The organism is Paraburkholderia sp. BR10923 (assembly GCF_040948765.1).
In the GTDB taxonomy this organism is placed as follows: domain Bacteria; phylum Pseudomonadota; class Gammaproteobacteria; order Burkholderiales; family Burkholderiaceae; genus Paraburkholderia; species Paraburkholderia youngii.
In genome coordinates, this window is the sequence record NZ_JBFPKO010000003.1 from 59,850 (window position 1) to 83,318 (window position 23,469).

The following is a 23,469-nucleotide window of genomic DNA, read 5'->3' on the forward strand; positions in this document are numbered from 1 at the left end:
AATAGGTCTGCGGAAAACGCGGAAACGCCTTTCAAAAAGGCGTGAGACCGACCTCACGCGTGCGTGGCATAAAAGCACCTCGGAGTACCTCTTTGGAAAATTCAGCAGCCCCCCGGGTCGCCCCTGAAGATTGGGTCGCCCGCAGCCTTCGCGCGGTATGGCATCCGTGCACGCAGATGAAGCATCACGAACGTCTGCCGCTGATCCCCGTCGCGCGCGGTCAAGGCGCATGGCTATACGATCGCGCGGGTCATCGCTATCTCGACGCGATCAGTTCGTGGTGGGTCAATCTGTTCGGTCACGCGAACCCGCGCATCAACGCGGCGCTGAAAGAGCAGCTCGATACGCTCGAACACGCGATGCTCGCCGGCTGCACGCATGAACCCGCCGTCGAACTCGCCGAACGTCTGCACGCGTTGACCGGCAACACGCTCGGCCACGCGTTCTTCGCGTCGGATGGCGCGTCGGCGGTCGAGATCGCGCTGAAGATGAGCTTTCATAGCTGGCGCAACCGGGGCTACGCGGACAAGCAGGAATTCGTCTGCCTTGCCAACAGCTACCACGGCGAGACGATCGGCGCGCTCGGCGTGACCGACGTCGCGCTGTTCAAGGACGCGTACGATCCGCTGATTCGTCACGCGCACGTCGTCGCGTCGCCCGATGCACGGCTCGCGCAAGCGGGCGAAACCGCCGCCGACGTCGCGCGCCGCGCGCTCGACAACGTGCGCGCGCTGTTCGAGGCGCGCGCGAACCGCATCGCCGCGCTGATCGTCGAGCCGCTCGTGCAGTGCGCGGCCGGCATGGCGATGCACGACGCGTCGTACGTCGCCGGATTGCGCGCGCTGTGCGACCAGTACGGCGTGCATCTGATCGCCGACGAAATCGCGGTCGGCTGCGGCCGCACCGGCACGTTCTTCGCATGCGAGCAGGCAGGCGTGTGGCCCGACTTCCTGTGCCTGTCGAAAGGCATCAGCGGCGGCTATCTGCCGCTGTCGATCGTGCTGTCGCGCGACGAGATCTTCGCAGCCTTCTATCACGACGACACCGCACGCGGCTTCCTGCATTCGCACTCGTACACCGGCAATCCGCTCGCGTGCCGCGCCGCGCTCGCAACGCTCGATCTGTTCGCGAGCGACGACGTGCTCGCCACCAACGCCCGCAAATCGGCGACGCTCGAGGCCGCGCTCGCACCGCTCGCCGAGCACGCGCAGGTGCGCAATCTGCGTCAGCGCGGCACGATCTTCGCGTTCGATGCGGTGCTCGACGATTCGCAGCGAGCCAAAACATTCTCGCGCCGCTTCTTCGAAAACGCGCTCCAACGCGAGCTACTGTTGCGCCCGATCGGCACCACCGTATACCTGATGCCACCGTACATTCTCGGCGACGAAGAACTCGCGCTGCTCGCCGCGCGCACACGCGACACCTTCGACGCCACGCTCGCGGAGGCCCGCTGATGCATCTGCTCGACACACTCGCCGAAGGCCTGAAGGAAATCGACGCGCGCGGCCTGCGCCGCCGCCGCCGCACCGCGGACACACCCTGCGCCGCGCACATGACGGTCGACGGCCGTGAAATGATCGGCTTCGCAAGCAACGACTATCTGGGCCTCGCCGCGCATCCGCAGTTGATCGAGGCGATCGCCGAAGGCGCGCGGCTGTATGGCGCGGGCAGCGGCGGCTCGCATCTGCTCGGCGGTCATTCGCGCGCGCATGCGCAGTTGGAAGACGATCTCGCGGCATTCGCGGGCAGCTTCGTCGACGATGCCCGCGCGTTGTATTTCAGCACCGGCTATATGGCGAATCTCGCGACGCTGACCGCGCTCGCGGGCCGCGGCACGACGCTATTCTCCGATGCGCTCAATCATGCATCGCTGATAGACGGTGCGCGGCTGTCGCGCGCCGATGTGCAGATCTATCCGCACTGCGACATGGATGCGTTGAGCGCGATGCTCGAAGCGTCTGAGGCGGACGTCAAGGTGATCGTCTCCGACACGGTGTTCAGCATGGACGGCGACATCGCGCCGCTGCCGCGTTTGCTCGAACTCGCGGAGCGGCACGGCGCGTGGCTGATTGTCGACGACGCACACGGCTTCGGCGTGCTCGGCCCGCAGGGCCGCGGCGCGATCGCGCAAGCCGCGCTGCGCTCGCCGCATCTGATCTCGATCGGCACGCTCGGCAAGGCGGCGGGCGTTTCCGGCGCCTTCGTGGTCGCGCACGCGACCGTGATCGAATGGCTCGTGCAGCGCGCGCGTCCGTATATCTTCACGACCGCGTCGGTGCCGGCGGCCGCGCATGCGGTGTCGGCGAGCCTGCGCATCATCGGCGGCGATGAAGGCGATGCGCGCCGCGCGCATCTGCAGCAACTGATCGAGCGCACACGCGCGATGCTGAAGGCGACGCCGTGGCTGCCCGTCGATTCGCATACGGCCGTTCAACCGCTGATCATCGGCGCGAACGATGCGACGCTCGAGATCGCCGCATCGCTCGATCGCGCAGGGCTGTGGGTGCCCGCGATCCGTCCGCCGACCGTGCCGACCGGCACGTCGCGCCTGCGCATCTCGCTGTCGGCCGCGCACTCGCATGCGGATCTCGACCGGCTCGAAGCCGCGCTGCAACAAGTCGGAGCGCGCGCCGCATGAGCAACCTGAATCACGATGGCGGCGCACTGTCGCTGTTCGTCACCGGCACCGATACGGAGATCGGCAAGACCTTCGTGTCGTCGGCGCTATTGCGCGGCTTCGTGCGCGAAGGTCTGCAAGCGGCCGCGATGAAGCCGATCGCGGCGGGCGCGTTCGAAGTGAACGGTGTGCTGCACAACGAAGACGCGGACCAACTCGATGCCGCGTCGAGCGTGCTGCTGCCGCCCGCGATGCGCACGCCATATCTGCTGAAGGAACCGGCTGCGCCGCACATCGCTGCGGCGCTGGAAAACGTCTCGTTCGATGTCGATCACATCGTCGCGTGCCATCGCGAGGCGCTGAAGCTCGCCGAGGTCGTCGTGGTCGAAGGTGTCGGCGGCTTTCGCGTGCCGTTGACCGCGACGCAGGACACCGCCGATCTCGCCGTCGCGCTGAAGCTGCCGGTGGTGCTGGTGGTCGGCATGCGGCTCGGCTGCATCAGCCATGCGCTGCTGAGCGCCGAAGCAATCGCCGCGCGCGGTCTCACGCTCGCGGGCTGGGTCGCGAATCGCATCGACCCGGATATGAGCTTCGCCGACGAAAACATCGCGTCGATTCGCACGCATCTCGCGCAAGCGTACGACGCGCCGCTGCTCGGTATCGTGCCGCATATCAGCCCGCTGTCGCCGGAACTTGCGGCCGCACAGCTCGATATTCGACGGCTTCTGCAAACGCTGCGCCAATTGCGCGCGACATAGCGCTGCCCAGCAGCGCCGAACCCCATTTCATCCGTACACGAGGATCGATCACATGACACAACTGAACATCGCAACGGGCAGCGCCGACACGAGCGCCGCCAACGGCAATTCGACGGGCGCCGCCACTGAAGCGAAGCCGCTCGCGCGCTGGCGCGTCGCGGATATCGTCGCGTTGTACGAATTGCCGTTCAACGACCTGCTGTTTCGCGCGCAGCAAACGCATCGCGAGCATTTCGACGCGAATGCGGTGCAACTGTCGACGCTGCTGTCGATCAAGACCGGCGGCTGCGAAGAGGATTGCGCGTACTGTCCGCAGTCGGTGCATCACGACACCGGTCTCGCGGCCGACAAGCTGATGCCGGTCGACGAAGTGCTCGCCGCAGCGAAACTCGCAAAGGACAACGGCGCGACGCGCTTCTGCATGGGCGCCGCGTGGCGCAATCCGAAGGATCGCCACCTCGAGCCGATCAAGGACATGATCCGCGGCGTGAAGGCGATGGGCCTCGAAACCTGCGTGACCCTCGGCATGCTCGAAACGCACCAGGCACAGGCGCTGCGTGATGCGGGCCTCGACTACTACAACCACAACCTCGATACGTCGCCGGAGTTCTACGGCCAGATCATTTCGACGCGCACCTATCAGGATCGGCTCGACACGCTCGAACGCGTGCGCGACGCGGGCATCAACGTGTGCTGCGGCGGCATCGTCGGCATGGGTGAATCGCGCCGCGAACGCGCTGGGCTGATCGCGCAACTCGCGAACATGGAGCCGTACCCGGAATCGGTGCCGATCAACAATCTGGTGCAGGTGCAAGGCACGCCGCTGACCGGCACCGAACCGATCGACCCGTTCGAATTCGTGCGCACGATCGCGGTTGCGCGCATCACGATGCCGCGCGCGATGGTGCGTCTATCGGCCGGCCGCGAACAGATGGACGAGGCGTTGCAGGCGATGTGCTTCCTCGCGGGCGCGAATTCGATCTTTTACGGCGATCAGTTGCTGACCACGAGCAACCCGCAGGCGGAAGCGGACCGCAAGCTGCTCGCGCGTCTGGGAATTCGCGCTGAGGCTGCGCAGCAAATGCCGGTCGAGCAGAGTGAGTGCGAGCGTGGATGTGCGCATGGGCATGGGGATCACGGCGCGGCGAATTGAGTCGCGGAGTCGCTGCATCGGTAACTCGCATGTGCTAAGCGTGCGGAAATAAAAAAGGCTGCCTCGTTTTGCGAGGCAGCCTTTTACTTACGCTAAACCCGAAGCTCACTTCCGATCGACAATAATCTGATCGAACGTCCCCCCGTCGGAGAAGTGCGTGTCCTGCGCCTTCTGCCAACTGCCGAACATCTGCTCGACCGTGAAGGTCTTGATCGGCTTGAACTCGGCCGCATGCTTCGCGAAGACGTTTTTGTCGCGCGGACGCAGATGATGCTGCGCGATGATCTCCTGCGCGGCCGGCGACCACAGATAGTCGAGGTATGCCTGCGCTTGCTTGCGCGTGCCACGCTTGTCGACGACCTTATCGACGATCGACACCGGCGGCGCCGCGAGCAAACTCAGCGACGGATACACCGCTTCATAGCCGCCCGCGCCGACACCCGTATCGATCAGCGAGACTTCGTTCTCGAACGTGACGAGCACATCGCCGATACCGCGCTGCGTGAACGTCGTCGTCGCTCCTCGGCCGCCGGTATCGAGCACCGGCACGTTGCGGAAGATCGCCTTCACGAAGTCGAGCGCCTGCGCGTCGGTGCCGCCCTGCTGCTTGCGATAACCCCACGCGGCGAGATACGTATAACGTCCGTTGCCCGAGGTCTTCGGATTCGCGATCACCGCCTGGACGCCGGGCTTCGCGAGGTCGTCCCAGTCCTTGATGTGCTTCGGGTTGCCCTTGCGCACGAGGAACACCATCGTAGTCGTGTAGGGTGCGCTATCGTCCGGCAGACGCGCGCGCCAGTTGGCGGGGACCATGTGGCCCTTTTCGGCGAGCAGGTCGATGTCGTTCGGCTGATTCATCGTCACCACGTCGGCCTGCAACCCCTGCAACACCGACAGTGCCTGCGCGCTCGACGCGCCGTGCGACTGCCGCACCGACACCGTCTCACCGCTCTTCTGCTTGTAGTCCGCGATGAAGCCCGCGTTGATGTCCTTGTACAGCTCGCGCGTCACGTCGTACGACACGTTCAGCAGCGACGTATCAGCGCGCGCTGTCGTGACGCCGCCGAACGCGAGCGCAACTAGTGTGATGCCTGCCGTCACGAGCGTGAGCCGGCGTGATGTCCCCGTGTTGCCCTTCATTGTTTCCCCGTCTGTCGATGATCAAAACCTGTAGCCGCGCATACGCGGCATGACGCGGGATTCTAACGGATCGCTTACCTCGCGCGCGCCGCAGCGGGGTGCTCACACGAGCGCATGCTGCACCGTATCGATCGCCTCCTCGCGAAAGCGCAGCGGCGCCGCGCAGTGCACGAGCGTATCGACGAAGTACTTCGCACGCGGCCAAGGACCGAAGCCCGCCGCCGTGTTGATATGCCCCGCATCGCCGAGATTGACGAACGCGCTGCCGAAACGCTGCGCGAGATTGCGCGCGTCGGCAAGCGTCATCCACGGATCGGTTTCGCTGCCGATCAGGATCGACGGCACGCCCAGACGTCGCGCGTCGAACGGTCCCGCGGATTCGAACTTGCGCGGACTCGCGGGCGCGACGAACAGCACGCCGACCACGTCGCTGGCGAGTGCGCCCTGCTGCAACGCATGCGCAGTCGCAAGGCAGCCGAAGCTGTGCGCGGCCAGCACGAACGGACCGCGTTCGCGCGCGAGCAGATCGCGCAACGACTTTGCCCATAGCGCGAGATCGGGCGCGTCCCAGTTGGCCTGCTCGACCCGCAACGAGCGCGCGAACTGCCGCTCCAGCCAGCTTTGCCAATGCGCGCCTTCGCTACCGTGCAGGCCGGGAACGGTGACGAGCCGTGGCGGCCAGCTCGATCGGGTGCATGAAAGCATGTGCGTGCCTCGCTGCGCAGGGAATCCGGGCAATCATTGTCCCGCTCGGTCGCGCGTCGATGAACCAAGATTTTGTGCTTTCGTTATGGGGCAAACGAAGAAATGCGCCGGTGCGAGCGGGCTCGACGCCCGCGACTACACGCATCCCGAAGCGCACGCCCGTGCGCAGACGCGCGCGATTTGCGTCGAAAAAGTAGAATGAAGCCTATTTCATAACGGGAGGAGACCCGATGCCGCTCGCGTCGCCCCATCGCCGAGGCGCGCTGACAGTCCGCCCCGCTGATGCGCAGATCGACGCCGCCGCAATCGGTACCGCATGAAAATACTCTTCTACGCACCGCACACCGAAGCCGCCGCCTGGCTGCACGATTTCGCGCGCGCGTTGCCCGCGGCGGAGCTGCGCGAATGGCAGCCCGGCGACAACGCGCCAGCCGATTTCGCGGTGGTCTGGCGTCCGCCGCGCGAGATGCTGGCCGGCCGCACGACGCTGCGCGCGATCTTCAATCTCGGCGCGGGCGTCGATGCGATTCTCGCGCTCGAACGCGCGCACCCCGGCACGTTGCCGCCCGAAGTGCCGCTGATTCGCCTCGAAGATACCGGCATGGGCGCGCAGATGGCCGAGTATGTGACGCATGCGGTGCTGCGCTATCTGCGCCGCTTCGACGAATACCAGATGCTGCAGGGCGAGCGCCGCTGGAAAGTGCTCGAGCCGCATCCGCGCGCAACGTTCACGGTGGGCGTGCTCGGTCTCGGCGTGCTCGGCACGCAGGTCGCGCAAACGCTCGCTTCGTTCGGCCTGCCGGTGCGCGGCTATAGCCGCAGCGCGAAGCAGATCGACGGAATCGCGACGTTCGCCGGCGACGCGCAGTTCGATCGCTTCCTCGACGGCGCGAAGGTGCTCGTCAATCTGCTGCCGCATACACCCGACACGGAAAGCGTGCTGAATGCGCGAGTCTTCGCGAAGCTCGCGCGCGGCGCATATCTGATCAACGTCGCGCGCGGCGCGCATCTGGTCGAAACGGATCTGCTCGCCGCGCTCGCGAGCGGCCAGCTCGCCGCCGCGACGCTCGACGTGTTCCGCGAGGAACCGCTGCCCGCCAATCATCCGTTCTGGCGCGAGCCGCGCATCACGATCACGCCGCATACGTCGGCGCTGACATTGCGCGAGGACAGCGTCGCGCAGGTCGCGGACAAAATCGGCGCGATGATGCGCGGTGAGCAGGTGAGCGGAATAGTGCAGGTGGAGCGCGGCTACTAGGTGAATTCCCACGCCCGCGCGCGTCGCAGGCGCGCGGGCTGAACTGAATCACAGCAATGCGGCAGCACCCATCGTGGATGGGACTGCGGTAAAACCGCATCGGATCGGAGACACATCATGGCCTTACCGCAACAAGTGAAAATCGTCGAAGTGGGCCCGCGCGACGGGCTGCAGAACGAGAAGGAATTCGTGCCGACCGCGACCAAGATCCAACTGATCAACCGGCTGTCGGCGGCGGGTTTTCGCAACGTCGAAGCGGCGTCGTTCGTGTCGCCGAAATGGGTGCCGCAGATGGCCGACGGCGCTGACGTGATGGCTGGCATCGAGCGCCGCGCCGGCACCATCTACTCGGTTCTGACGCCGAACCTGCGCGGCTTCGAAGGCGCGCTCGCCGCGCGCGCCGACGAGATCGTGATCTTCGGCGCGGCGAGCGAGGCGTTCTCGCAGAAGAACATCAACTGCAGCATCGCCGAGAGCATCGAGCGCTTCGCGCCGGTTGCCGCAGCGGCGAAAGAACATGGCCTGCGGATTCGCGGCAGCGTGTCGTGCGCGCTCGGCTGTCCGTATCAGGGTGAGGTGCCGGTCGCGTCGGTCATCGACGTCGTCAAGCGCTTCGCGGCGCTCGGCTGCGACGAGATCGATATCGCCGACACGATCGGCGTGGGCACGCCGAAGCGCACCTGCGAAGTGTTCGAGGCGGTGACCGAAGTGTTTCCGCGCGAGCATCTGTCGGGACACTTCCACGACACCTACGGCCAGGCGCTTGCGAACATCTACGCTGCGCTGCTCGAAGGCATCGAGATTTTTCATGCATCGGTCGCGGGGCTCGGCGGTTGCCCGTACGCGAAGGGCGCGACCGGCAACGTCGCGACCGAAGACGTGTTGTACCTGATGAACGGCCTCGGCATCGAGACCGGCATCGACCTCGCCCAGGTGGTCGAGATTGGCGACTTCATTTCGAACGCGATCGGCCGGGCCAACGTGTCGCGCGCCGGCAAAGCGCTGCTCGCGAAGGCGCGCAGCGAAGCGAATACCTGCGTATAAACGCTCCATCCATTTTTGAATCAGGATTTCCAACGATGAACGACCTCGCGTCCTTCGACTCCGACGATCTCGCCGCGCTGCCCGACTCGGCACGCCGCGTCGCGCTGCTGCTGCGCGAACGCGGTCACGCGGGGCGAATCGTGATGCTGCCGGAAACCGGCAAGACTTCCGCCGAAGCGGCCGCTGGACTTGGCTGCGCGGTCGCGCAGATCGCGAAGTCGATCCTGTTCCGGCGCCGCGAAGACGACGCCCCGGTGCTCGTGATCGCGAGCGGCGCGAATCGCGTCGACGAAAAGAAGGTGGCCGCGCAGGTCGGCGAGATCGGCCGCGCGGACGCGAAGTTCGTGCGTGAAAAAACCGGCTATGCGATCGGTGGCGTGTGCCCGGTCGGCCATGCGACCGAGCCGGTCACGCTGATCGATGCCGATCTGCTCGAGCTGGAGAGCCTGTGGGCGGCCGCTGGTCATCCGCACGCAGTGTTCAATCTGACCGCGCAGGAGCTGATCGCGCTGACGGGCGCGCCGGTCGTCGATGTCGCGTTGCGCGAGCCGGCCTGAACACGATGGCGAGCAGTAAGCCTTACGAACAAAAAGCCGGCGACGTCTGCGTGCCGTCGCCGTGCATCAACGTATGCAGGATGGATGCGTCGACCGGCTGGTGCGAAGGATGCCTGCGCACGATCGACGAAATCGCCGGCTGGTCGACGTTCGACGACGACGATAAGCGCGCGGTATGGGACGCGATCGAAGCGCGCCACGCGGAGTTCATTGCTGGCCGCACCGCATCGACGGCGAAGGAGAAGCAATGAAAGCCGCGCCGCGCGTCGTCACGCTCGGTGAGACGTTCAGTTCGACGCTAGAGTTGTCGGTGGAGTCGATCAAATCGTTCGCAACGCTCGTCGTCGATCTGAACCCGCTGCATCACGATGAAGCGTATGCCGCGCAAAGCCGCTTTGGCGGGCTGATCGCGTCGGGCACGCAACCCACCGCGTATTTCATGGCGCTGCTCGCCACGCATTTTTCTACTTACGCGCAACCGCTCGGCCTCGAATTCGATATCAAGCTGAAGAAGGCTGTGCAGGCGCACGACACGCTGACGATCACATGGCGTGTGCGCGACGCTCACTGGAAGCCGAGCCTGAGCGGCGACCTGACCTACCTCGAAGGCACCGTGGTCAATCAGCGCGGCGAACTGCTGCTGACGGGCACCTCGACGATCCTCGTGATGCCGAAGCCCGACGCGCTCGAGCACGCGCAATCGAAAACGGCCGCACCATGATCGCGCTGCCCGCATCGATCCAGGTGTTCGAGCGCGGCTGGCTGTCGTCGAACAATGTGCTGCTCGTCGATGAAACCTGCGCGGCGCTCGTCGATACCGGCTATGCGACGCACGCTTCGCAGACGGTCGCGCTGGTGCGCAATGCGTTGCACACGCGGCCGCTCGATCTGATCGTCAACACGCATCTGCATTCGGATCACTGCGGCGGCAACACGCTGTTGCAGGCCACATGGCCGTGTCGCACGTTGATCCCGTCATCCGAAGCCGATGCCGTACGCGACTGGGACGAAACGCGCCTCAGCTTTCGCGCGACCGGTCAAACCTGCGAGCGCTTCGGTTTTTCCGGCACGCTCGCACGCGGCGCGCGCTTGCGGCTCGGCGCACTCGACTGGCAGGTGCTCGGCGCACCGGGCCACGATCCGCATTCGTTGATGCTTTATTGCGCGGACGAACGCTTGCTGATCAGCGCGGACGCGCTATGGGAAAACGGCTTCGGCGTGATCTTTCCCGAACTTGAAGGCGAAAGCGGCTTTGCCGAGCAGCAGGCCGTGCTCGACATGATCGCGACACTCGACGTGCGCGTGGTCATCCCAGGCCACGGCGCGCCGTTCACGCATGTCGAACCGGCGCTCGACCGCGCGATGTCGCGCGTAGCCTGGTTGCGTGCCGATCCCGCGCGCAACGCGAGGAACGCGCTGAAGGTGCTGATCGTATTCAAGCTGCTCGAAGTTCGCGAGATGAGCGTGGACACGCTTTTGCGCATGCTCGACGACGCGTCCGTGATGCGCGCCGCCGCGTCGATGCTGAAGCCACGCAGCGAATGGCCAGCGTTGCTAACGGGAATGATCGGGGAACTCGCGGCAAATGGTGGACCGCTCGAAGTGGACGGCACGCGCATTCTCGCGCGGCGTTGAACGTGGGGTTGGCCCGTTCAGCCGGTGCCGTCGAAAGCGCCCCGGAACCAAAACCGTACCTACAAAAAGAAAGCCGCCCGACAAGGCGAGCGGCGGAACATCTGTGTGGACGTGATCAGCGTCGCCACCAATGATACGCGTGTGAATATTCGCAACGCATCAGTGATTTCCCTACAGAAAAATGACACCGCGTTTTACAAATGCATACATATTCTGTCATCAAGCCGCGTTAGGCGTTCGAATGCGCGCGCTTTATTCCGGAATCCCTGGCAATATCCGATCGAGTGTCAAATCGGTATTACGTGGACGATAAGCGCTTCTTTTGCGGCACGATCCGCCACCCGAGATTCACGCCCGCCGCCGCCAGCAGAATCAGCGCGGCGCCCAGCACCTGAATCCATGCGAGTGTCTGTCCGAACGCAATCCGATCGACGATGATCGCGACCACCGGATAGATGAACGACAACGCGCCCGTCATCGACGTTGGCAGCTTCTGAATCGCGCCATACAGCAGCACGTACATGAGACCGGTATGGACGACGCCGAGCACGACCAGTTCGAGCCACTGCACCCCGCTTGCCGGCAACGCGTCGAAGCGCACGAACGGCGCGAGCAACAACACGCCGAGCGACACCTGGATCAGCGCGAGCAGATGCGGCGGCGTGCCCTTCAGCCGCTTCGTGATGATCGACGACACCGCGTACATCGCCGCCGCGCCGACCGCATAGGCGACGCCGACCAGATATTGCCCCGGCACCGCGAGCACGGCCGGCTCGACCTTCACGACGAACACGAGCCCGACGAACGCGACCACGAGCCACGCGATCGTCGACGCGCTGATGCGCTCGCGAAACACCAGCGCACCGAGCCCGACCAGCATGAACGGCTGCGTGTTGTAGACGGCCGTCGCCATTGAAATCGACGCGCGTGAATACGCGGCGAACAGCAGCACCCAGTTCACGACGATCGCCGCGCCGCCGAGTAACGCGAGGCCGAGCATCTTCCACGAAAACAGCTCGCGGCGAAACAGGCCGAGCACCGCGCACACGAGCGCGAGCGTCGCGCCGCCGAAGATGCAGCGGAAAAACACCACGTTAAAGGGGCTTTGCTGCGACGACACGACGAGCCAGCCGATCGTGCCCGACATCAGCATCGCAATACTCATCTCGGCCGCGCCGCGGCGGATGTCGCTGGACGAACTGCCCGAGCTCGTCGCTGAAGCCTTGTTTGAAGCCATGATTCGGTCCCGGATTGATGACTGCATAACTGGCAGTGTAATTAATCCACCCACGCGAATACATGGCTAAACTTAAGCGTTACTGCTTTTTCACCTCATAAACGAAGGCCATCATGAGCAAACGCCTTGCATCGATCGCACCGGTCGCACTCGACGACACCGACCGCGCACTGCTCGCCGCGCTCGCGCAGGACGCGCGCCAGCCGGTCAGCGAACTCGCGCGCGTCGTCGGCCTATCGGCGCCCAGCACGGCCGAACGCGTGCGGCGGCTCGAAGCGCAGCGCGTGATTGAGCGCTTCACCGTGCAGATCGATCCGCGTGCGCTCGGCTTCACGCTGCAGGCGATCGTGCGCGTGAAGCCGCTGCCCGGCCAGTTACACCTGGTGGAGGAAGTGATCCGGCGCATTCCGGAGTTCGTCGAATGCGACAAGGTGACCGGCGACGACTGTTTCATCTGCCGCCTGTACCTGCATTCGATCGAGCAGCTCGACGAGATCCTGTCGAAAGTGACCGAGCGCGCGGAAACCAGCACCGCGATCGTCAAGTCGACGCCGGTCGCGCGGCGGCTGCCGCCGCTCGGCTGACAAAGGTCGAACCAAGGCCGCGCGAAGCGGCCCGGCGCTTATTTTTCGACCGCCTCGAAAAACGACAGCATCTCGGCGACCAGTTCGTCCGGCGCTTCCTCGGGCAGATAGTGCCCGCACGATAGCGCGCGGCCGCTCACGTCGCGCGCGACATGCCGCCATTCGTCGAGCGCATCGAAGCATTTTTCGACCACGCCCTTGTCGCCCCACAGCACGCGCAGCGGACAGCCGATCTTGTTGCCGCGCTCGATATCCGCGCGATCATGTTCGAGGTCGATGCTCGCCGACGCGCGATAGTCCTCGCACATCGCGTGCACCGCGCCCGGTTGCGCGAGCGCTGCCCGATAGGCGTCGAGCGCGGCGGGGTCGAACGGCGCGAGGCCCGCGTGACGTCCGCCCATCACCGCATCGACATAGGCGGCCGGATTCGCGCCGATCAACGTTTCGGGCAGCGGCTCGGGCTGGATCAGGAAGAACCAATGGAAGTAGTGCGTCGCGAACGTGCGGTCGGTGGCTTCGTACATCGCGAGCGTCGGCGCGATATCGAGCAGCATCAGACGCTCGACCGCCTCGGCGTGATCGAGCGCCATCCGGTGCGCGACGCGCGCGCCGCGATCGTGCGCGCAGACGAGGAAGCGCTCGAAGCCGAAGTGGCGCATCACCGCGACATGGTCGGCGGCCATGACGCGCTTCGAATACGGCGTGTGCGTCGCATCGCTCGGTGGTTTGCCTGACGCGCCATAGCCGCGCAGATCGGTTGCGATCACCGTGAAGTGCTGCGCGAGCGGCGCGGCGCAGCGCTCCCAGATCAGATGCGATTGCGGATGGCCGTGCAGCAGCAAGAGAGGCGGCCCGGCGCCGCCCTTCACTCCGAAAATATCGACATCGCCCACGGGGACACGAAAAGGCGTGAAATTTTCGAAGGCCATGACGTCTCGTTGATCGTTTGAGGTCCGTGCATTGTAGAAGGCCCACAAGTCCGTGCGAGGTGGGATAACCCACGCAGACGTGGAACCTGAATACTCCTTCGAACCGCTTCGGATGGCCCTAACGCGCGGTGGTCGTCCACTTCGCCTATAATCGAACGATCGTTCTTAAATGTTTGTCGCGACTACGGCATGCCGGTTTCGTGCGATTGCCACATGCATTCGCCGCCCGACACGCCGCAGCCGCGTGCCGCCGCTAAACTCATCTATCCGCCGGGCGCGCGCCGCACCGGTTGGCCCAATCTGGAGATTCGCACCATGGCACTGCCCGCCGTTCTGCAAAACCTCGCGCTGCCCGTCGTCGCTTCACCGATGTTCATCGTCAGCTATCCCGAACTCGTGCTGGCACAGTGCAAGGCCGGTATCGTCGGCTCGTTCCCAGCCCTCAACGCGCGTCCAGCCGAGCTGCTCGACGAGTGGCTCACGCAGATCCAGGCGCAACTCGCCGAGCACAAGGCCGCGAACCCGGATGCGGTGATCGGCCCGATCGCGGTCAATCAGATCGTTCATCAGTCGAATGCGCGGCTCGAACACGACGTGCGCGTGTGCGTCGAGCACAAGGTGCCGATCTTCATCACCAGCCTGCGCGCGCCGGCACGCGAGATCGTCGATGCGGTGCATAGCTATGGCGGCATCGTGCTGCACGACGTGATCAATCTGCGCCATGCACAGAAGGCGCTGGACGCTGGCGTCGACGGGCTGATTCTGGTCGCGTCGGGCGCGGGTGGCCACGCGGGCACCACCTCGCCGTTTGCGCTGGTCGGCGAGGTGCGGCGCATTTTCGACGGCCCGATCGTGCTGTCGGGCTCGATCGCGAACGGCGGCTCGATTCTCGCCGCGCAGGCGATGGGCGCGGACCTCGCGTACATGGGCACGCGCTTCATCGCGACCAAAGAAGCGCATGCCGTTGACAGCTACAAGCAGGCGATCATCAACGCGAAGGCGTCGGACATCATCTACACGAACCTGTTCACCGGCGTGCATGGCAACTACATCCGCGAGAGCATCCAGAACGCGGGGCTCGACCCGGACGCGCTGCCCGAATCGGACAAGACCAAGATGAACTTCGGCAGCGATAAGGCGAAAGCGTGGAAGGACATCTGGGGCGCGGGCCAAGGCGTCGGCCTGATGGACGACGTGCCGGACGTCGCCGAACTCGTGCGGCGTCTGAAGAAGGAATACGACGACGCGAAGGCGCGGCTCGGCATCGCGCGCTGAAGGTGTTGAACGGGGGCGGGCCGGGCCGCCCCTCGCGGCCTACATATTCCGACGATACTGCCCGCCCACCTCGAACAGCGCGTGGGTGATCTGCCCAAGCGAACACACGCGCACCACGTCCATCAACACCGCGAACACGTTGCCGTCGTCGATCACCGTGCGCTTCAGGCGTTCGAGCGCCTCAGGCGCGGCGTCGCGGTGGCGCGTCTGGAAATCCCGTAGCCGCCGCAGCTGACTCTGCTTTTCCGCCTCGGTGGAACGCGCCAGCACCAGCGGACGCGGCGCTTCATGCGGATGCGCGCTCACGAACGTGTTCACGCCGACGATCGGATACGAGCCGTCATGTTTGCGATGCTCGTACAGCATCGACTCGTCCTGAATCCGTCCGCGCTGATAACCGGTTTCCATCGCACCGAGCACGCCGCCGCGCTCGGTGAGCCGCTCGAACTCGGCAAGCACCGCTTCCTCGACCAGATCGGTCAGCTCGTCGATCACGAAGCTGCCCTGATTCGGATTCTGGTTCTTCGCCAACCCCCATTCGCGATTGATGATCAGCTGGATCGCGACCGCGCGGCGCACCGATTCCTCGGTCGGCGTCGTGATCGCTTCGTCGAACGCATTGGTGTGCAGCGAATTGCAGTTGTCGTAGATCGCGATCAGCGCCTGCAGCGTCGTGCGGATGTCGTTGAAATCGATCTCCTGTGCGTGCAGGCTGCGGCCCGAAGTCTGCACGTGATACTTCAGCTTCTGGCTGCGCTCGTTGGCGCCATAGCGCTCGCGCATCGCGATCGCCCAGATGCGTCGCGCGACGCGGCCGAGCACCGTGTACTCCGGGTCCATGCCGTTCGAGAAGAAGAACGACAGATTCGGCGCGAAGTCGTCGATCGACATGCCGCGCGCGAGATACGCCTCGACGTAGGTGAATCCGTTCGCGAGCGTGTAGGCGAGCTGCGAGATCGGGTTCGCGCCGGCCTCGGCGATGTGATAGCCGGAGATCGACACCGAGTAGAAATTGCGCACGCCGTGTTCGACGAAATACGCCTGAATGTCGCCCATCACCTTCAGGCTGAATTCGGTCGAGAAGATGCAGGTGTTCTGCCCCTGGTCTTCCTTCAGGATGTCGGCTTGCACGGTGCCACGCACGTTTTCGAGCGCCGCACGGCGCGTTGCGGCGAGTTCGGCTTCGGTCAGCGGGCGGCCTTGCTGTTGCTCTTTCAAAGCAAGCTGCTGGTCGATCGCGACGTTGAAGAACATCGCGAGGATCGTCGGCGCGGGGCCGTTGATCGTCATCGACACCGATGTTTCCGGCGAGCACAGGTCGAAGCCGTCGTAGAGCGTCTTCATGTCGTCGAGGGTCGCGACCGACACGCCCGAATTGCCGACCTTGCCGTAGATGTCCGGGCGCTCGTGCGGCTCCTCGCCGTACAGCGTTACCGAGTCGAATGCGGTGGATAACCGCTTGGCCGGCATGCCTTCCGACAGCAGCTTGAAGCGGCGATTGGTGCGCTGCGGATCGCCCTCGCCCGCGAACATGCGCGTCGGGTCCTCGTTCTCGCGGCGAAACGGAAACACGCCAGCGGTGAACGGGAAATAGCCGGGCAGATTGTCGAGCATCAGCCAGCGCAGGATCTCGCCGTGATCGACGAATTTCGGCAGCGATACTTTGCGGATTTCGGAGCCGGACAGCGTCGTCACGGTCAGCGCGGTGCGGATTTCGCGTTCGCGGATGCGCACCACGTGTTCGTCGCCGGTATAGGCGGCCACCGTTTGCGGCCACGCATCGAGCAGCTTGCGTTCGCGCTCGCCGAGCGCGGTGTTGCGTTGCTCGATCAGCGCGTCGAGCGATGAGGCGTCGTTGCCCGCTTCGCCGAGCATGCGGCGCGTCTCGACGAGCTGCCAACGCTCGCGCGCGATCTGCGCCTGCGCGTCGGCCCGCTCGCGATAGCCGCGCACCGTCTGCGCGATATCGGCCAGATAGCGCACGCGCGCGGGTGGCACGATCGCGTGCAGGTTGCTCGAAAAGCGCAGACCTTCGGGAGCACTCAGCCGGACGCCGCCGTCGCGCAGGCCGTGGCTGCGCAGCGCAGCGGCGATGCGCAGGTACAGCGCGGTCACGCCGTCGTCGTTGAAACGCGACGCGATCGTGCCGAACACCGGCATCGCATCGGGCGATGTCGCGAAGTCCGCGCGGTTGCGCTGCACCTGCTTGGCGACATCGCGCAGCGCATCCTGCGCGCCCTTGCGATCGAACTTGTTGATCGCGACGAAGCTCGCGAAGTCGAGCATGTCGATCTTCTCGAGCTGGCTCGCGGCGCCGAACTCCGGCGTCATCACATACAGCGATTCGTCGACGAACGGCACGATCGCCGCATCGCCCTGACCGATCCCCGAGGTCTCGACGACGATCAGATCGAAACCCGCGACCTTGCACAGCATCAGCGCGGCGGGCAGAGAGTCGGAGAGTTCGGTCGATGCCTCGCGCGTCGCCATCGAGCGCATATACACACGGGCGTCGCCCCGTGCGCCGCCGCCCCATTCTCCGATCGCGTTCATGCGGATGCGGTCGCCGAGTAGCGCGCCGCCGGACTTGCGGCGCGACGGATCGATCGCGAGCACGGCGATGTTCAGCGTGTCGTCGTAGTCGAGCCGGAAGCGGCGGATCAGCTCGTCGGTCAGCGACGACTTGCCCGCGCCGCCGGTCCCGGTGATGCCGAGCACGGGAACCCGCGTGGTGTGCGCGAGCGTCGATAGCTGGTCGCGTGCGGCGGCGTCGACGGTGTTCGTTTCGAACGCGCTGATCAGTTGCGCGAGGCGGCGGAAGATCGGCGCGGCGGGATCGTCAGGGTACGAGCCGGGGGCAGTGCGGCCGTGTGGAGCATCCGCCTCGACGCAAAGCGGCAATGGACGCGCGGCCAGCTCGGCGACCCATTCGCGCACCGGCGTCGGCCGCGCCGCCTCGGCCGCGCGCGCGCCTTCGACGCAGCGCGCGATCATGTCGTCGATCATGCCTTGCAGGCCGAGCCGCTGACCGTCGTGCGGCGAGTAGATTTTTTCGACGCCGTCGCGTTCCAGCGCGGCGATCTCCTCGGGGACGATCACGCCTCCTCCGCCGCCGAACACCTTGATGCGCTCGCCGCCGCGCGCACGCAGCAACTCGACGAGATAGCGGAAATATTCGTTGTGACCACCCTGGTAGCTCGACACGGCGACGCCGTCGGCGTCCTCGTTGAGCGCGGCGGTCGCGACTTCGGCGACGGAGCGGTTGTGGCCCAGGTGGATCACCTCCACGCCGCTCGCCTGCAGGATGCGCCGCATGATGTTGATCGACGCGTCGTGGCCGTCGAAAAGTGCGGCGGCGGTGACGAAGCGCAGGCGCCGGCCCGCGGGCAGCTCGTGGCTGCCGGCACGCTGCGGCGTGGACAGATCGGTCATGTCTCCCCCAATTCATTTAACTGATGGGTGCTGACAATCAGTATATAGAAACGGGGTAAGACGGCGCCGGGGCGCCGGGCGGCCGATTGGCGGCGTCTGTTAGGTGCTTCGTGAAACGCTACCGCACAGCCAACGCCTTGATCTCATCAAGCGACGGCCACAGCGATTCGTTCGCGAACCGCGCCGCCAGAAAATCGACGAACGAGCGCACCTTGGCCGACAGATGCCGGCGGCTCGTGTAGACGACGTGGATCGGCAGTTCGCGCGGCGGCACTTCGTCGACGAGCAGCGGCACGAGCCGCCCTTCGGCGAGATCGCTGCCGATCACCTCGGTGCCCAGCATCGCGATGCCCGCGCCGTGCAGCACGACCACGCGCTGCGCCTCGAGCTGATTGACGATCAGGTTGCCCGACAGGCGCACGCGCGAGCTCGCGTCGCCGGTCGCGACTTCGAGTGCCGACACGCCCGCGTATTGCAGATAGTTGTGGCGCGCGAGATCGGCGACGCACTTCGGCGTGCCATGCTTGCGCAGATAGGCGGGCGACGCGCACAGCACCAGATGCGCGGTCGCGATCTGCCGCGCGATCAGCGACGACGACTTGAGCCCGCCCGGCGACGCGCGAATCGCGACGTCGAAACCCTCGTCGATCAGCTCGACGACGCGGTCGGACAGCGTCATATCGACGGTGACCTGCGGATACTGCTCGGCGTAGTCCGCGACCGCGGCCATCACGTGATTCAGGCCGAACGCCGATAGCGACGACACCCGCAGCCGCCCGTGCGGCACGACGCTCGCCGCGCCGACCGCCTGGCCTGCCTCGTCGAGCTCGGTGAGCGCCTGGCTGAGCCGCTCGTAGTACTCGCGGCCCGCCTCGGTCGGTGCGACGCGGCGCGTGGTGCGGTTCAGCAGCCGCGCGCCGAGCTGCTGCTCCAGATGCATCACGTGCTTGCTCGCCATCGCCGCGGACATCTCCATCTTCTCCGCCGCACCGACGAAGCTACCTGCTTCGACCACGTGGCGAAACACTTTCATGCTGACGAGGGTGTCCATCTCAGTCGCTCGCTTCAGGAATCAATCCACGCCATTTTGCCGGGTTTATCAAAGGAACGGCAGCAAAACACCCGTATTCGACTGCGCTGAAAACGACAAAGCCCGCGTTCCGGGCGGAACGCGGGCTTTGCGGTGAAACCGTAGGCCGGGATCAGAACTTCGCGCGCAACCCCGCGCCGTACGTGTTGCCGCTCGACTGACCGGTGATGTGGTCATACATGTACGCGGCATAGACGTCGGTGCGCTTGGACAGCGGATAGTCGTAGCCGACCGCCGCCGTCTGGCGCGTCTGGTTCGAACCGCCGCCGTTACGCGAATACGCGTACGACGCCATCACCGAGCCCGGCCCGAACGGCACCGTGACACCGCCCTGTCCGGTGTTCACGTGCCAGCTCGTCACCTGCTGGTTGTTGTACGTGTACATGTACTGGCCGTACAGCTTGACGAACTTCAGGTCGTACGACACGCCCGCCTGCGCGACGCTCTGGCTGCGCAGACCCGGCACGCCCGAGGTTTCGAAGCTGCCGAGGTCGCCCGGCACGTTGTTGAAGTTCACGTACTGGTACACCGCGGTCGCCGCGAACGGGCCGTGGAAGTACAGAACCTGGCCGCTCCACTTCTTCGCGCCGTTCTGGGTCGTGTTGCCGAGCGCATACATCGCCGTCGCCGACAGGCCGTTGAAGTTCGGCGTCGAATACGACACCGCGTTGTTCCAGCCCGAGTCGCCAGTCACGCCCTGGTCGGTCGTGTAGGTCGGGAAGGTGCCGAGGCCGAGGTACACGTGGGTAACCATCGGCGAGAACACGTACGAATCGATGAACGGGTTGAACAGGATCGTCGACACGAACAGCGGCGTCGTCAGACGGCCGGCCGTCACCGTGCCGTACGGCGATTCGATGCCGACGTACGCGTTGCGCGAGAACATCGTGTCGCCGGTGAAGCGGCCGAACTCGCCAGTCTGCGCGCGGAAGAAGCCTTCGATCGTGAAGATCGCCTTGTAGCCGTTGCCCAGATCCTCGGTCCCCTTGAAGCCCCAGTAAGACGTCGACATGCCACCGCCCGACACGACTACCGCGGTCTTGCCACCCGGAAATTTCTGCGCACCGACCCATTCGTCGACCTGGCCGTAGAGCTGCACGCTCGATTGCGCGAATGCCGACGATGCGCTCGCCAGCGCGGCGACGCATGCGGTGGCCTTGAGAGTAGTCTTCAGCGCGGTGCTGAGGCTTGTGTTCATTGGTTCTCCAATCTTTGTCAAAAAGGTGTGGCTGTGCGAAAGGGGGCGCTCGCGCGAAACGTTGTTGTTATCCGTTCGATCGTCGAGTCAATCTGGGCGGGTCCATCTTTGCGGACCATTTTTATAAACAAAAATATCGCTGCTTATTGCGGGTATATCGGTCTGATTAGTTTGGTCGGTTATCGGCTTGATAAGACACTTTCAGCTGGACTGCGGCCGGCGCCCGGATGCCATGCGGCATGCGGCGAACCGCGCGCCAGGGCGGCGGGAACGCCTTAAATGAGGGGCCGATGACGCGACGCGGCAGAATGCCAAGATTTGACGCTGACCGATACTTCGATGCCGAGCGTTTTCAAAAAAGTGTGGCGTCGAAACGTCAGATTCGGAGCTCGGGCGCAGAGGAAGGCGCGCGGAGGATCGCGGGAAGGGATCTGGAGGACGGGTTTTGCGACAGGTGATTGCGGTCGCGTTGCGTGTAAAGCCGGCAGCCTCACCCGTTCAGGTAGCGGCGAACGTGGCCCACCTGACGCGAATCGACCAGGTAAATCGCGCTCAGCTAATTGCGATAGGGTGAGCCGCCCGGTTGCCGCGGATCGTCGGACGGGCGTTGCATTGGACGCGCGGCGCCGCGCTCTTCGTTGTAGCGGGCAACGTCGGCGCGGATCGAGCCGTTGCGCATCGGCATGTTGGACGGTGGATGCGGTACCGGACGCGATTCCGCACTGACCGGCGTGATCGCGCCGGCATAGCTGGACGGCTCGCCGACCCGGCGCATGCCTGACTTGTAGCTGCCGAAGCCATAACCAAAATTGGCGTCCGCGATGTTCGGATTGCCGCGCTGTGCGCGTGCGTCACGCCAAGCCGTCGCATTGCGCGAGCCGCGCGGAGCAGGCGCGCCACCCGCCCTGGCGTAATGGCCGTCGCCGCGGATCTCCATGCGCGGCGCGTGCCCGCCAACGGGGTGCGAATAAGCGCCGCCCACGGCGCCACCGCCGCCATGTGGCACACCTTGCCCCTTCGCATAGGCGAACGAGCACAGCACGGCGATGACCGCGCCCCACGCCCAGTGCCTCGTTCTCGACAACCCGTCCACCTTGTGACTCTCACGCCCGAAGACTTGCCTGAAATCCACCGTTCGAGCTGCGATGGACCTGTTGCGGGAGGAGAAAAGCGCCGCGTGCCTGCCGCGGCGCAGGCATCCCTGCGGCCTTTGACTGAGTAATTTATGGGCGTGGGCAGAGGGTGTCGAGCCAAAAAGTGTTAGGTCTCGTCGGTGGATGTAACACCCTGTTACTGCGGCGTTTTCCGCGCTGGAGCCCTTGTTCGGGTACGCCTTTGGAGCATGCTTCGAGGCGTTTTCGCCTACTCCGGGCGAACCCCGTTTGTTGCAAATAAACGCCGCTTGCAACGTCAAGGGTTAAACGGTTTGTGGCGCGTGAGCACGTCGCCAATACTGAAATCGAGTGCGCCACGCGAGTCAATGCACAAACTTCATTAATCGATTCGGCAAATGAATTTGCGTTTTCAATCGACTTTCGACAACAATAGCCGTTTCCCATTGGCACGCACCGCGCCCTGACAGGCCCGTCCCGTGCTCACACCGCGTCATTGAATTGAGATTGCGACATGGCCCGTCCGAGATTCCTTCCCGATAACTTCACCCTGTGCCTCGTCGGCACCGTGATCCTCGCCAGCCTGCTGCCCGTTCATGGGCAGGCCGCGGTGGGGTTCAACTGGGTGACGAACATCGCGGTCGGCCTGCTGTTCTTCCTGCACGGCGCGAAGCTGTCACGCGAGGCGATCATTGCGGGCGCGACGCACTGGCGCCTTCACCTGGTGGTGCTGCTGAGCACGTTCGCGCTGTTTCCGCTGCTCGGCCTCGCGCTTAAACCGGTCCTTTCGCCGCTGGTCACGCCGTCGCTCTACGCCGGCGTCCTCTTCCTCTGCACGCTGCCATCGACGGTCCAGTCGTCGATCGCGTTCACGTCCATTGCCAAGGGCAACGTGCCGGCCGCGGTATGCAGCGCGTCCGCCTCGAGCCTGCTCGGCATCTTCGTCACCCCAGCACTCGTCAGCCTCATCGTGACGAATCAGGCTGCGAGCGGCGGCACTTCGCCGTGGCACACGATCGGCAACATCGTGCTGCAGCTGCTCGTGCCGTTCGTGGCCGGCCAACTGTTGCGCCCGCTGATCGGCAAGTGGATCGAGAAGAATCGCGGCGTGCTGAAGTTCGTCGACCAGGGCTCGATCCTGCTCGTCGTGTACGGCGCGTTCAGCGAGGCCGTCACCGAAGGCCTGTGGCACACGATTCCGCTCTCTGCGCTCGGCGGCCTCGTCGTGGTGAGCTGCGTGCTGCTCGCGCTCGCACTGGGCGTGACGATCTTCGTGAGCAAGCGGCTCGGCTTCAATCGCGCGGACCAGATCACGATCATCTTCTGCGGCTCGAAGAAGAGCCTCGCCGCCGGCGTGCCGATGGCCAAGGTGATCTTCGCGTCGCACGCGGTCGGCGCCGTGGTGCTGCCGCTGATGCTGTTCCACCAGATCCAGCTGATGGTCTGCGCCGCGCTCGCGCAGCGCTGGGGCGCCCGCGACCTCAGCGGCGAGAGCGAGGCGGCGGCGCGGCGACCCGCCGCCGCCGTCGCGCGCCGTTGAACACACTCGCAATGCGAACCGGACATTCATAAGCGCCCTCCCTGAGCGTCGTTTTGATCGTGTGAAGCAAGCCGCCTTCGGGCGGCTTTTTCTTTTGGCTCTTCATTGGCCGTTGTCGTTATTTCACGCGCAAACGCTCTTGTTGTCGCCTCGGCCGGATGGCATAGGACGATTCTGGATGTGCCTCTAAAACGGCGGCTCACCT

21 protein-coding genes are annotated in these 23,469 nt (G+C 64.9%); 13 read left to right on the forward strand and 8 right to left on the reverse strand.

The genetic code is table 11. The features are described 5' to 3' along the window. The first annotated feature begins 92 nt into the window (after positions 1-92). Genes bioA through bioB form a run of 4 tightly spaced genes read left to right on the forward strand, consistent with a single transcriptional unit; the run spans position 93 to position 4,528 of the window. Positions 93-1,454, forward strand: coding sequence for an adenosylmethionine--8-amino-7-oxononanoate transaminase (gene bioA, locus AB3X94_RS06250; RefSeq protein WP_176109717.1), 1,362 nt, complete (start codon positions 93-95; stop codon positions 1,452-1,454). Next, entirely contained in the window at positions 1,454-2,638 is a 1,185-nt protein-coding gene (bioF, locus tag AB3X94_RS06255; RefSeq protein WP_176368315.1) for an 8-amino-7-oxononanoate synthase, read from the forward strand. Before bioA ends, bioF begins: the two co-directional genes overlap by 1 nt. Then, the gene (bioD, locus tag AB3X94_RS06260; protein ID WP_368611051.1) at positions 2,635-3,375 is read left to right on the forward strand and encodes a dethiobiotin synthase; all 741 of its coding nucleotides are present in this window, start codon (positions 2,635-2,637) and stop codon (positions 3,373-3,375) included. Before bioF ends, bioD begins: the two co-directional genes overlap by 4 nt. A gap of 52 nt (positions 3,376-3,427) precedes the next feature. After that, positions 3,428-4,528: a biotin synthase BioB gene (gene bioB, locus AB3X94_RS06265; RefSeq protein WP_368611052.1), complete on the forward strand. Its 1,101-nt coding sequence runs from the start codon at positions 3,428-3,430 to the stop codon at positions 4,526-4,528. 105 nt (positions 4,529-4,633) lie between these two features. Here bioB and AB3X94_RS06270 read toward each other — a convergent pair whose 3' ends face one another. Both AB3X94_RS06270 and AB3X94_RS06275 read right to left on the reverse strand, forming a co-directional pair. Further along, the gene (locus AB3X94_RS06270; RefSeq protein ID WP_368611053.1) at positions 4,634-5,668 is read right to left on the reverse strand and encodes a sulfate ABC transporter substrate-binding protein; all 1,035 of its coding nucleotides are present in this window, start codon (positions 5,666-5,668) and stop codon (positions 4,634-4,636) included. A gap of 102 nt (positions 5,669-5,770) precedes the next feature. After that, positions 5,771-6,373: an RBBP9/YdeN family alpha/beta hydrolase gene (locus AB3X94_RS06275; RefSeq protein WP_368611054.1), complete on the reverse strand. Its 603-nt coding sequence runs from the start codon at positions 6,371-6,373 to the stop codon at positions 5,771-5,773. 316 nt (positions 6,374-6,689) lie between these two features. Between AB3X94_RS06275 and AB3X94_RS06280 the strand changes: the two genes are divergently transcribed. From AB3X94_RS06280 to AB3X94_RS06305, 6 genes are all read left to right on the forward strand, one after another. Continuing rightward, entirely contained in the window at positions 6,690-7,631 is a 942-nt protein-coding gene (locus tag AB3X94_RS06280; RefSeq protein ID WP_368611055.1) for a 2-hydroxyacid dehydrogenase, read from the forward strand. A gap of 117 nt (positions 7,632-7,748) precedes the next feature. Further along, positions 7,749-8,675, forward strand: a complete 927-nt coding sequence (locus tag AB3X94_RS06285) for a hydroxymethylglutaryl-CoA lyase (RefSeq protein ID WP_368611056.1) — start codon at positions 7,749-7,751, stop codon at positions 8,673-8,675. 35 nt (positions 8,676-8,710) lie between these two features. Next, positions 8,711-9,232, forward strand: coding sequence for a YbaK/EbsC family protein (locus AB3X94_RS06290; protein ID WP_176122281.1), 522 nt, complete (start codon positions 8,711-8,713; stop codon positions 9,230-9,232). Between the two features lie 5 nt (positions 9,233-9,237). Continuing rightward, on the forward strand, positions 9,238-9,483 hold the full coding sequence (locus tag AB3X94_RS06295; protein WP_368588406.1) for a DUF1289 domain-containing protein: 246 nt from the start codon (positions 9,238-9,240) through the stop codon (positions 9,481-9,483). Continuing rightward, positions 9,480-9,953, forward strand: a complete 474-nt coding sequence (locus tag AB3X94_RS06300; RefSeq protein WP_368611057.1) for a MaoC family dehydratase — start codon at positions 9,480-9,482, stop codon at positions 9,951-9,953. The genes AB3X94_RS06295 and AB3X94_RS06300 overlap by 4 nt, the downstream gene beginning before the upstream one ends. Then, positions 9,950-10,867 carry an MBL fold metallo-hydrolase gene (locus AB3X94_RS06305; protein WP_368611058.1) on the forward strand — a complete coding sequence of 306 codons (918 nt, stop codon included), beginning with the start codon at positions 9,950-9,952 and terminating at the stop codon, positions 10,865-10,867. The genes AB3X94_RS06300 and AB3X94_RS06305 overlap by 4 nt, the downstream gene beginning before the upstream one ends. A gap of 298 nt (positions 10,868-11,165) precedes the next feature. Here the strand turns inward: AB3X94_RS06305 and AB3X94_RS06310 are convergent, their stop codons facing one another. Next, entirely contained in the window at positions 11,166-12,104 is a 939-nt protein-coding gene (locus AB3X94_RS06310) for a DMT family transporter (protein WP_368611059.1), read from the reverse strand. Between the two features lie 113 nt (positions 12,105-12,217). Between AB3X94_RS06310 and AB3X94_RS06315 the strand changes: the two genes are divergently transcribed. Further along, positions 12,218-12,688: an Lrp/AsnC family transcriptional regulator gene (locus tag AB3X94_RS06315; RefSeq protein WP_176109730.1), complete on the forward strand. Its 471-nt coding sequence runs from the start codon at positions 12,218-12,220 to the stop codon at positions 12,686-12,688. 38 nt (positions 12,689-12,726) lie between these two features. Here AB3X94_RS06315 and AB3X94_RS06320 read toward each other — a convergent pair whose 3' ends face one another. Continuing rightward, positions 12,727-13,617, reverse strand: a complete 891-nt coding sequence (locus AB3X94_RS06320; protein ID WP_368611060.1) for an alpha/beta fold hydrolase — start codon at positions 13,615-13,617, stop codon at positions 12,727-12,729. A 315-nt stretch (positions 13,618-13,932) separates the two neighbouring features. On the opposite strand from AB3X94_RS06320, the gene AB3X94_RS06325 reads away from it, so the two are divergent. Then, entirely contained in the window at positions 13,933-14,892 is a 960-nt protein-coding gene (locus AB3X94_RS06325) for an NAD(P)H-dependent flavin oxidoreductase (RefSeq protein WP_368611267.1), read from the forward strand. Between the two features lie 39 nt (positions 14,893-14,931). On the opposite strand, the gene icmF is transcribed toward AB3X94_RS06325, so the two are convergent. The 4 genes from icmF to AB3X94_RS06345 form a co-directional block, all read right to left on the reverse strand. Next, positions 14,932-18,324 carry a fused isobutyryl-CoA mutase/GTPase IcmF gene (gene icmF, locus AB3X94_RS06330; RefSeq protein ID WP_368611061.1) on the reverse strand — a complete coding sequence of 1,131 codons (3,393 nt, stop codon included), beginning with the start codon at positions 18,322-18,324 and terminating at the stop codon, positions 14,932-14,934. Positions 18,325-18,442: 118 nt separating this feature from the next. Then, positions 18,443-19,375, reverse strand: coding sequence for a LysR family transcriptional regulator (locus AB3X94_RS06335; protein WP_368611062.1), 933 nt, complete (start codon positions 19,373-19,375; stop codon positions 18,443-18,445). A 151-nt stretch (positions 19,376-19,526) separates the two neighbouring features. Continuing rightward, positions 19,527-20,612 (reverse strand): porin, encoded by a 1,086-nt coding sequence (locus AB3X94_RS06340; protein ID WP_368611063.1) that lies wholly within the window; start codon positions 20,610-20,612, stop codon positions 19,527-19,529. A gap of 556 nt (positions 20,613-21,168) precedes the next feature. Next, positions 21,169-21,705, reverse strand: a complete 537-nt coding sequence (locus tag AB3X94_RS06345; protein WP_368611268.1) for a hypothetical protein — start codon at positions 21,703-21,705, stop codon at positions 21,169-21,171. 533 nt (positions 21,706-22,238) lie between these two features. Here AB3X94_RS06345 and AB3X94_RS06350 point away from each other — a divergent pair. Further along, positions 22,239-23,264: a bile acid:sodium symporter family protein gene (locus AB3X94_RS06350; protein WP_176109736.1), complete on the forward strand. Its 1,026-nt coding sequence runs from the start codon at positions 22,239-22,241 to the stop codon at positions 23,262-23,264. The last annotated feature ends 205 nt before the right edge of the window (positions 23,265-23,469 follow it).

Coding starts and splice junctions, on each gene's coding strand:
- AB3X94_RS06285 (WP_368611056.1), top strand. CDS start 7,749: ATGGCCTTACCGCAACAAGTGAAAATCGTCGAAGTGGGCCCGCGCGAC.
- AB3X94_RS06280 (WP_368611055.1), top strand. CDS start 6,690: ATGAAAATACTCTTCTACGCACCGCACACCGAAGCCGCCGCCTGGCTG.
- AB3X94_RS06275 (WP_368611054.1), bottom strand. CDS start 6,373: ATGCTTTCATGCACCCGATCGAGCTGGCCGCCACGGCTCGTCACCGTT.
- bioD (WP_368611051.1), top strand. CDS start 2,635: ATGAGCAACCTGAATCACGATGGCGGCGCACTGTCGCTGTTCGTCACC.
- AB3X94_RS06320 (WP_368611060.1), bottom strand. CDS start 13,617: ATGGCCTTCGAAAATTTCACGCCTTTTCGTGTCCCCGTGGGCGATGTC.
- AB3X94_RS06300 (WP_368611057.1), top strand. CDS start 9,480: ATGAAAGCCGCGCCGCGCGTCGTCACGCTCGGTGAGACGTTCAGTTCG.
- AB3X94_RS06340 (WP_368611063.1), bottom strand. CDS start 20,612: ATGAACACAAGCCTCAGCACCGCGCTGAAGACTACTCTCAAGGCCACC.
- AB3X94_RS06270 (WP_368611053.1), bottom strand. CDS start 5,668: ATGAAGGGCAACACGGGGACATCACGCCGGCTCACGCTCGTGACGGCA.
- AB3X94_RS06325 (WP_368611267.1), top strand. CDS start 13,933: ATGGCACTGCCCGCCGTTCTGCAAAACCTCGCGCTGCCCGTCGTCGCT.
- AB3X94_RS06310 (WP_368611059.1), bottom strand. CDS start 12,104: ATGGCTTCAAACAAGGCTTCAGCGACGAGCTCGGGCAGTTCGTCCAGC.
- AB3X94_RS06290 (WP_176122281.1), top strand. CDS start 8,711: ATGAACGACCTCGCGTCCTTCGACTCCGACGATCTCGCCGCGCTGCCC.
- bioB (WP_368611052.1), top strand. CDS start 3,428: ATGACACAACTGAACATCGCAACGGGCAGCGCCGACACGAGCGCCGCC.
- bioF (WP_176368315.1), top strand. CDS start 1,454: ATGCATCTGCTCGACACACTCGCCGAAGGCCTGAAGGAAATCGACGCG.
- AB3X94_RS06315 (WP_176109730.1), top strand. CDS start 12,218: ATGAGCAAACGCCTTGCATCGATCGCACCGGTCGCACTCGACGACACC.
- AB3X94_RS06305 (WP_368611058.1), top strand. CDS start 9,950: ATGATCGCGCTGCCCGCATCGATCCAGGTGTTCGAGCGCGGCTGGCTG.
- AB3X94_RS06350 (WP_176109736.1), top strand. CDS start 22,239: ATGGCCCGTCCGAGATTCCTTCCCGATAACTTCACCCTGTGCCTCGTC.
- AB3X94_RS06295 (WP_368588406.1), top strand. CDS start 9,238: ATGGCGAGCAGTAAGCCTTACGAACAAAAAGCCGGCGACGTCTGCGTG.
- AB3X94_RS06335 (WP_368611062.1), bottom strand. CDS start 19,375: ATGGACACCCTCGTCAGCATGAAAGTGTTTCGCCACGTGGTCGAAGCA.
- icmF (WP_368611061.1), bottom strand. CDS start 18,324: ATGACCGATCTGTCCACGCCGCAGCGTGCCGGCAGCCACGAGCTGCCC.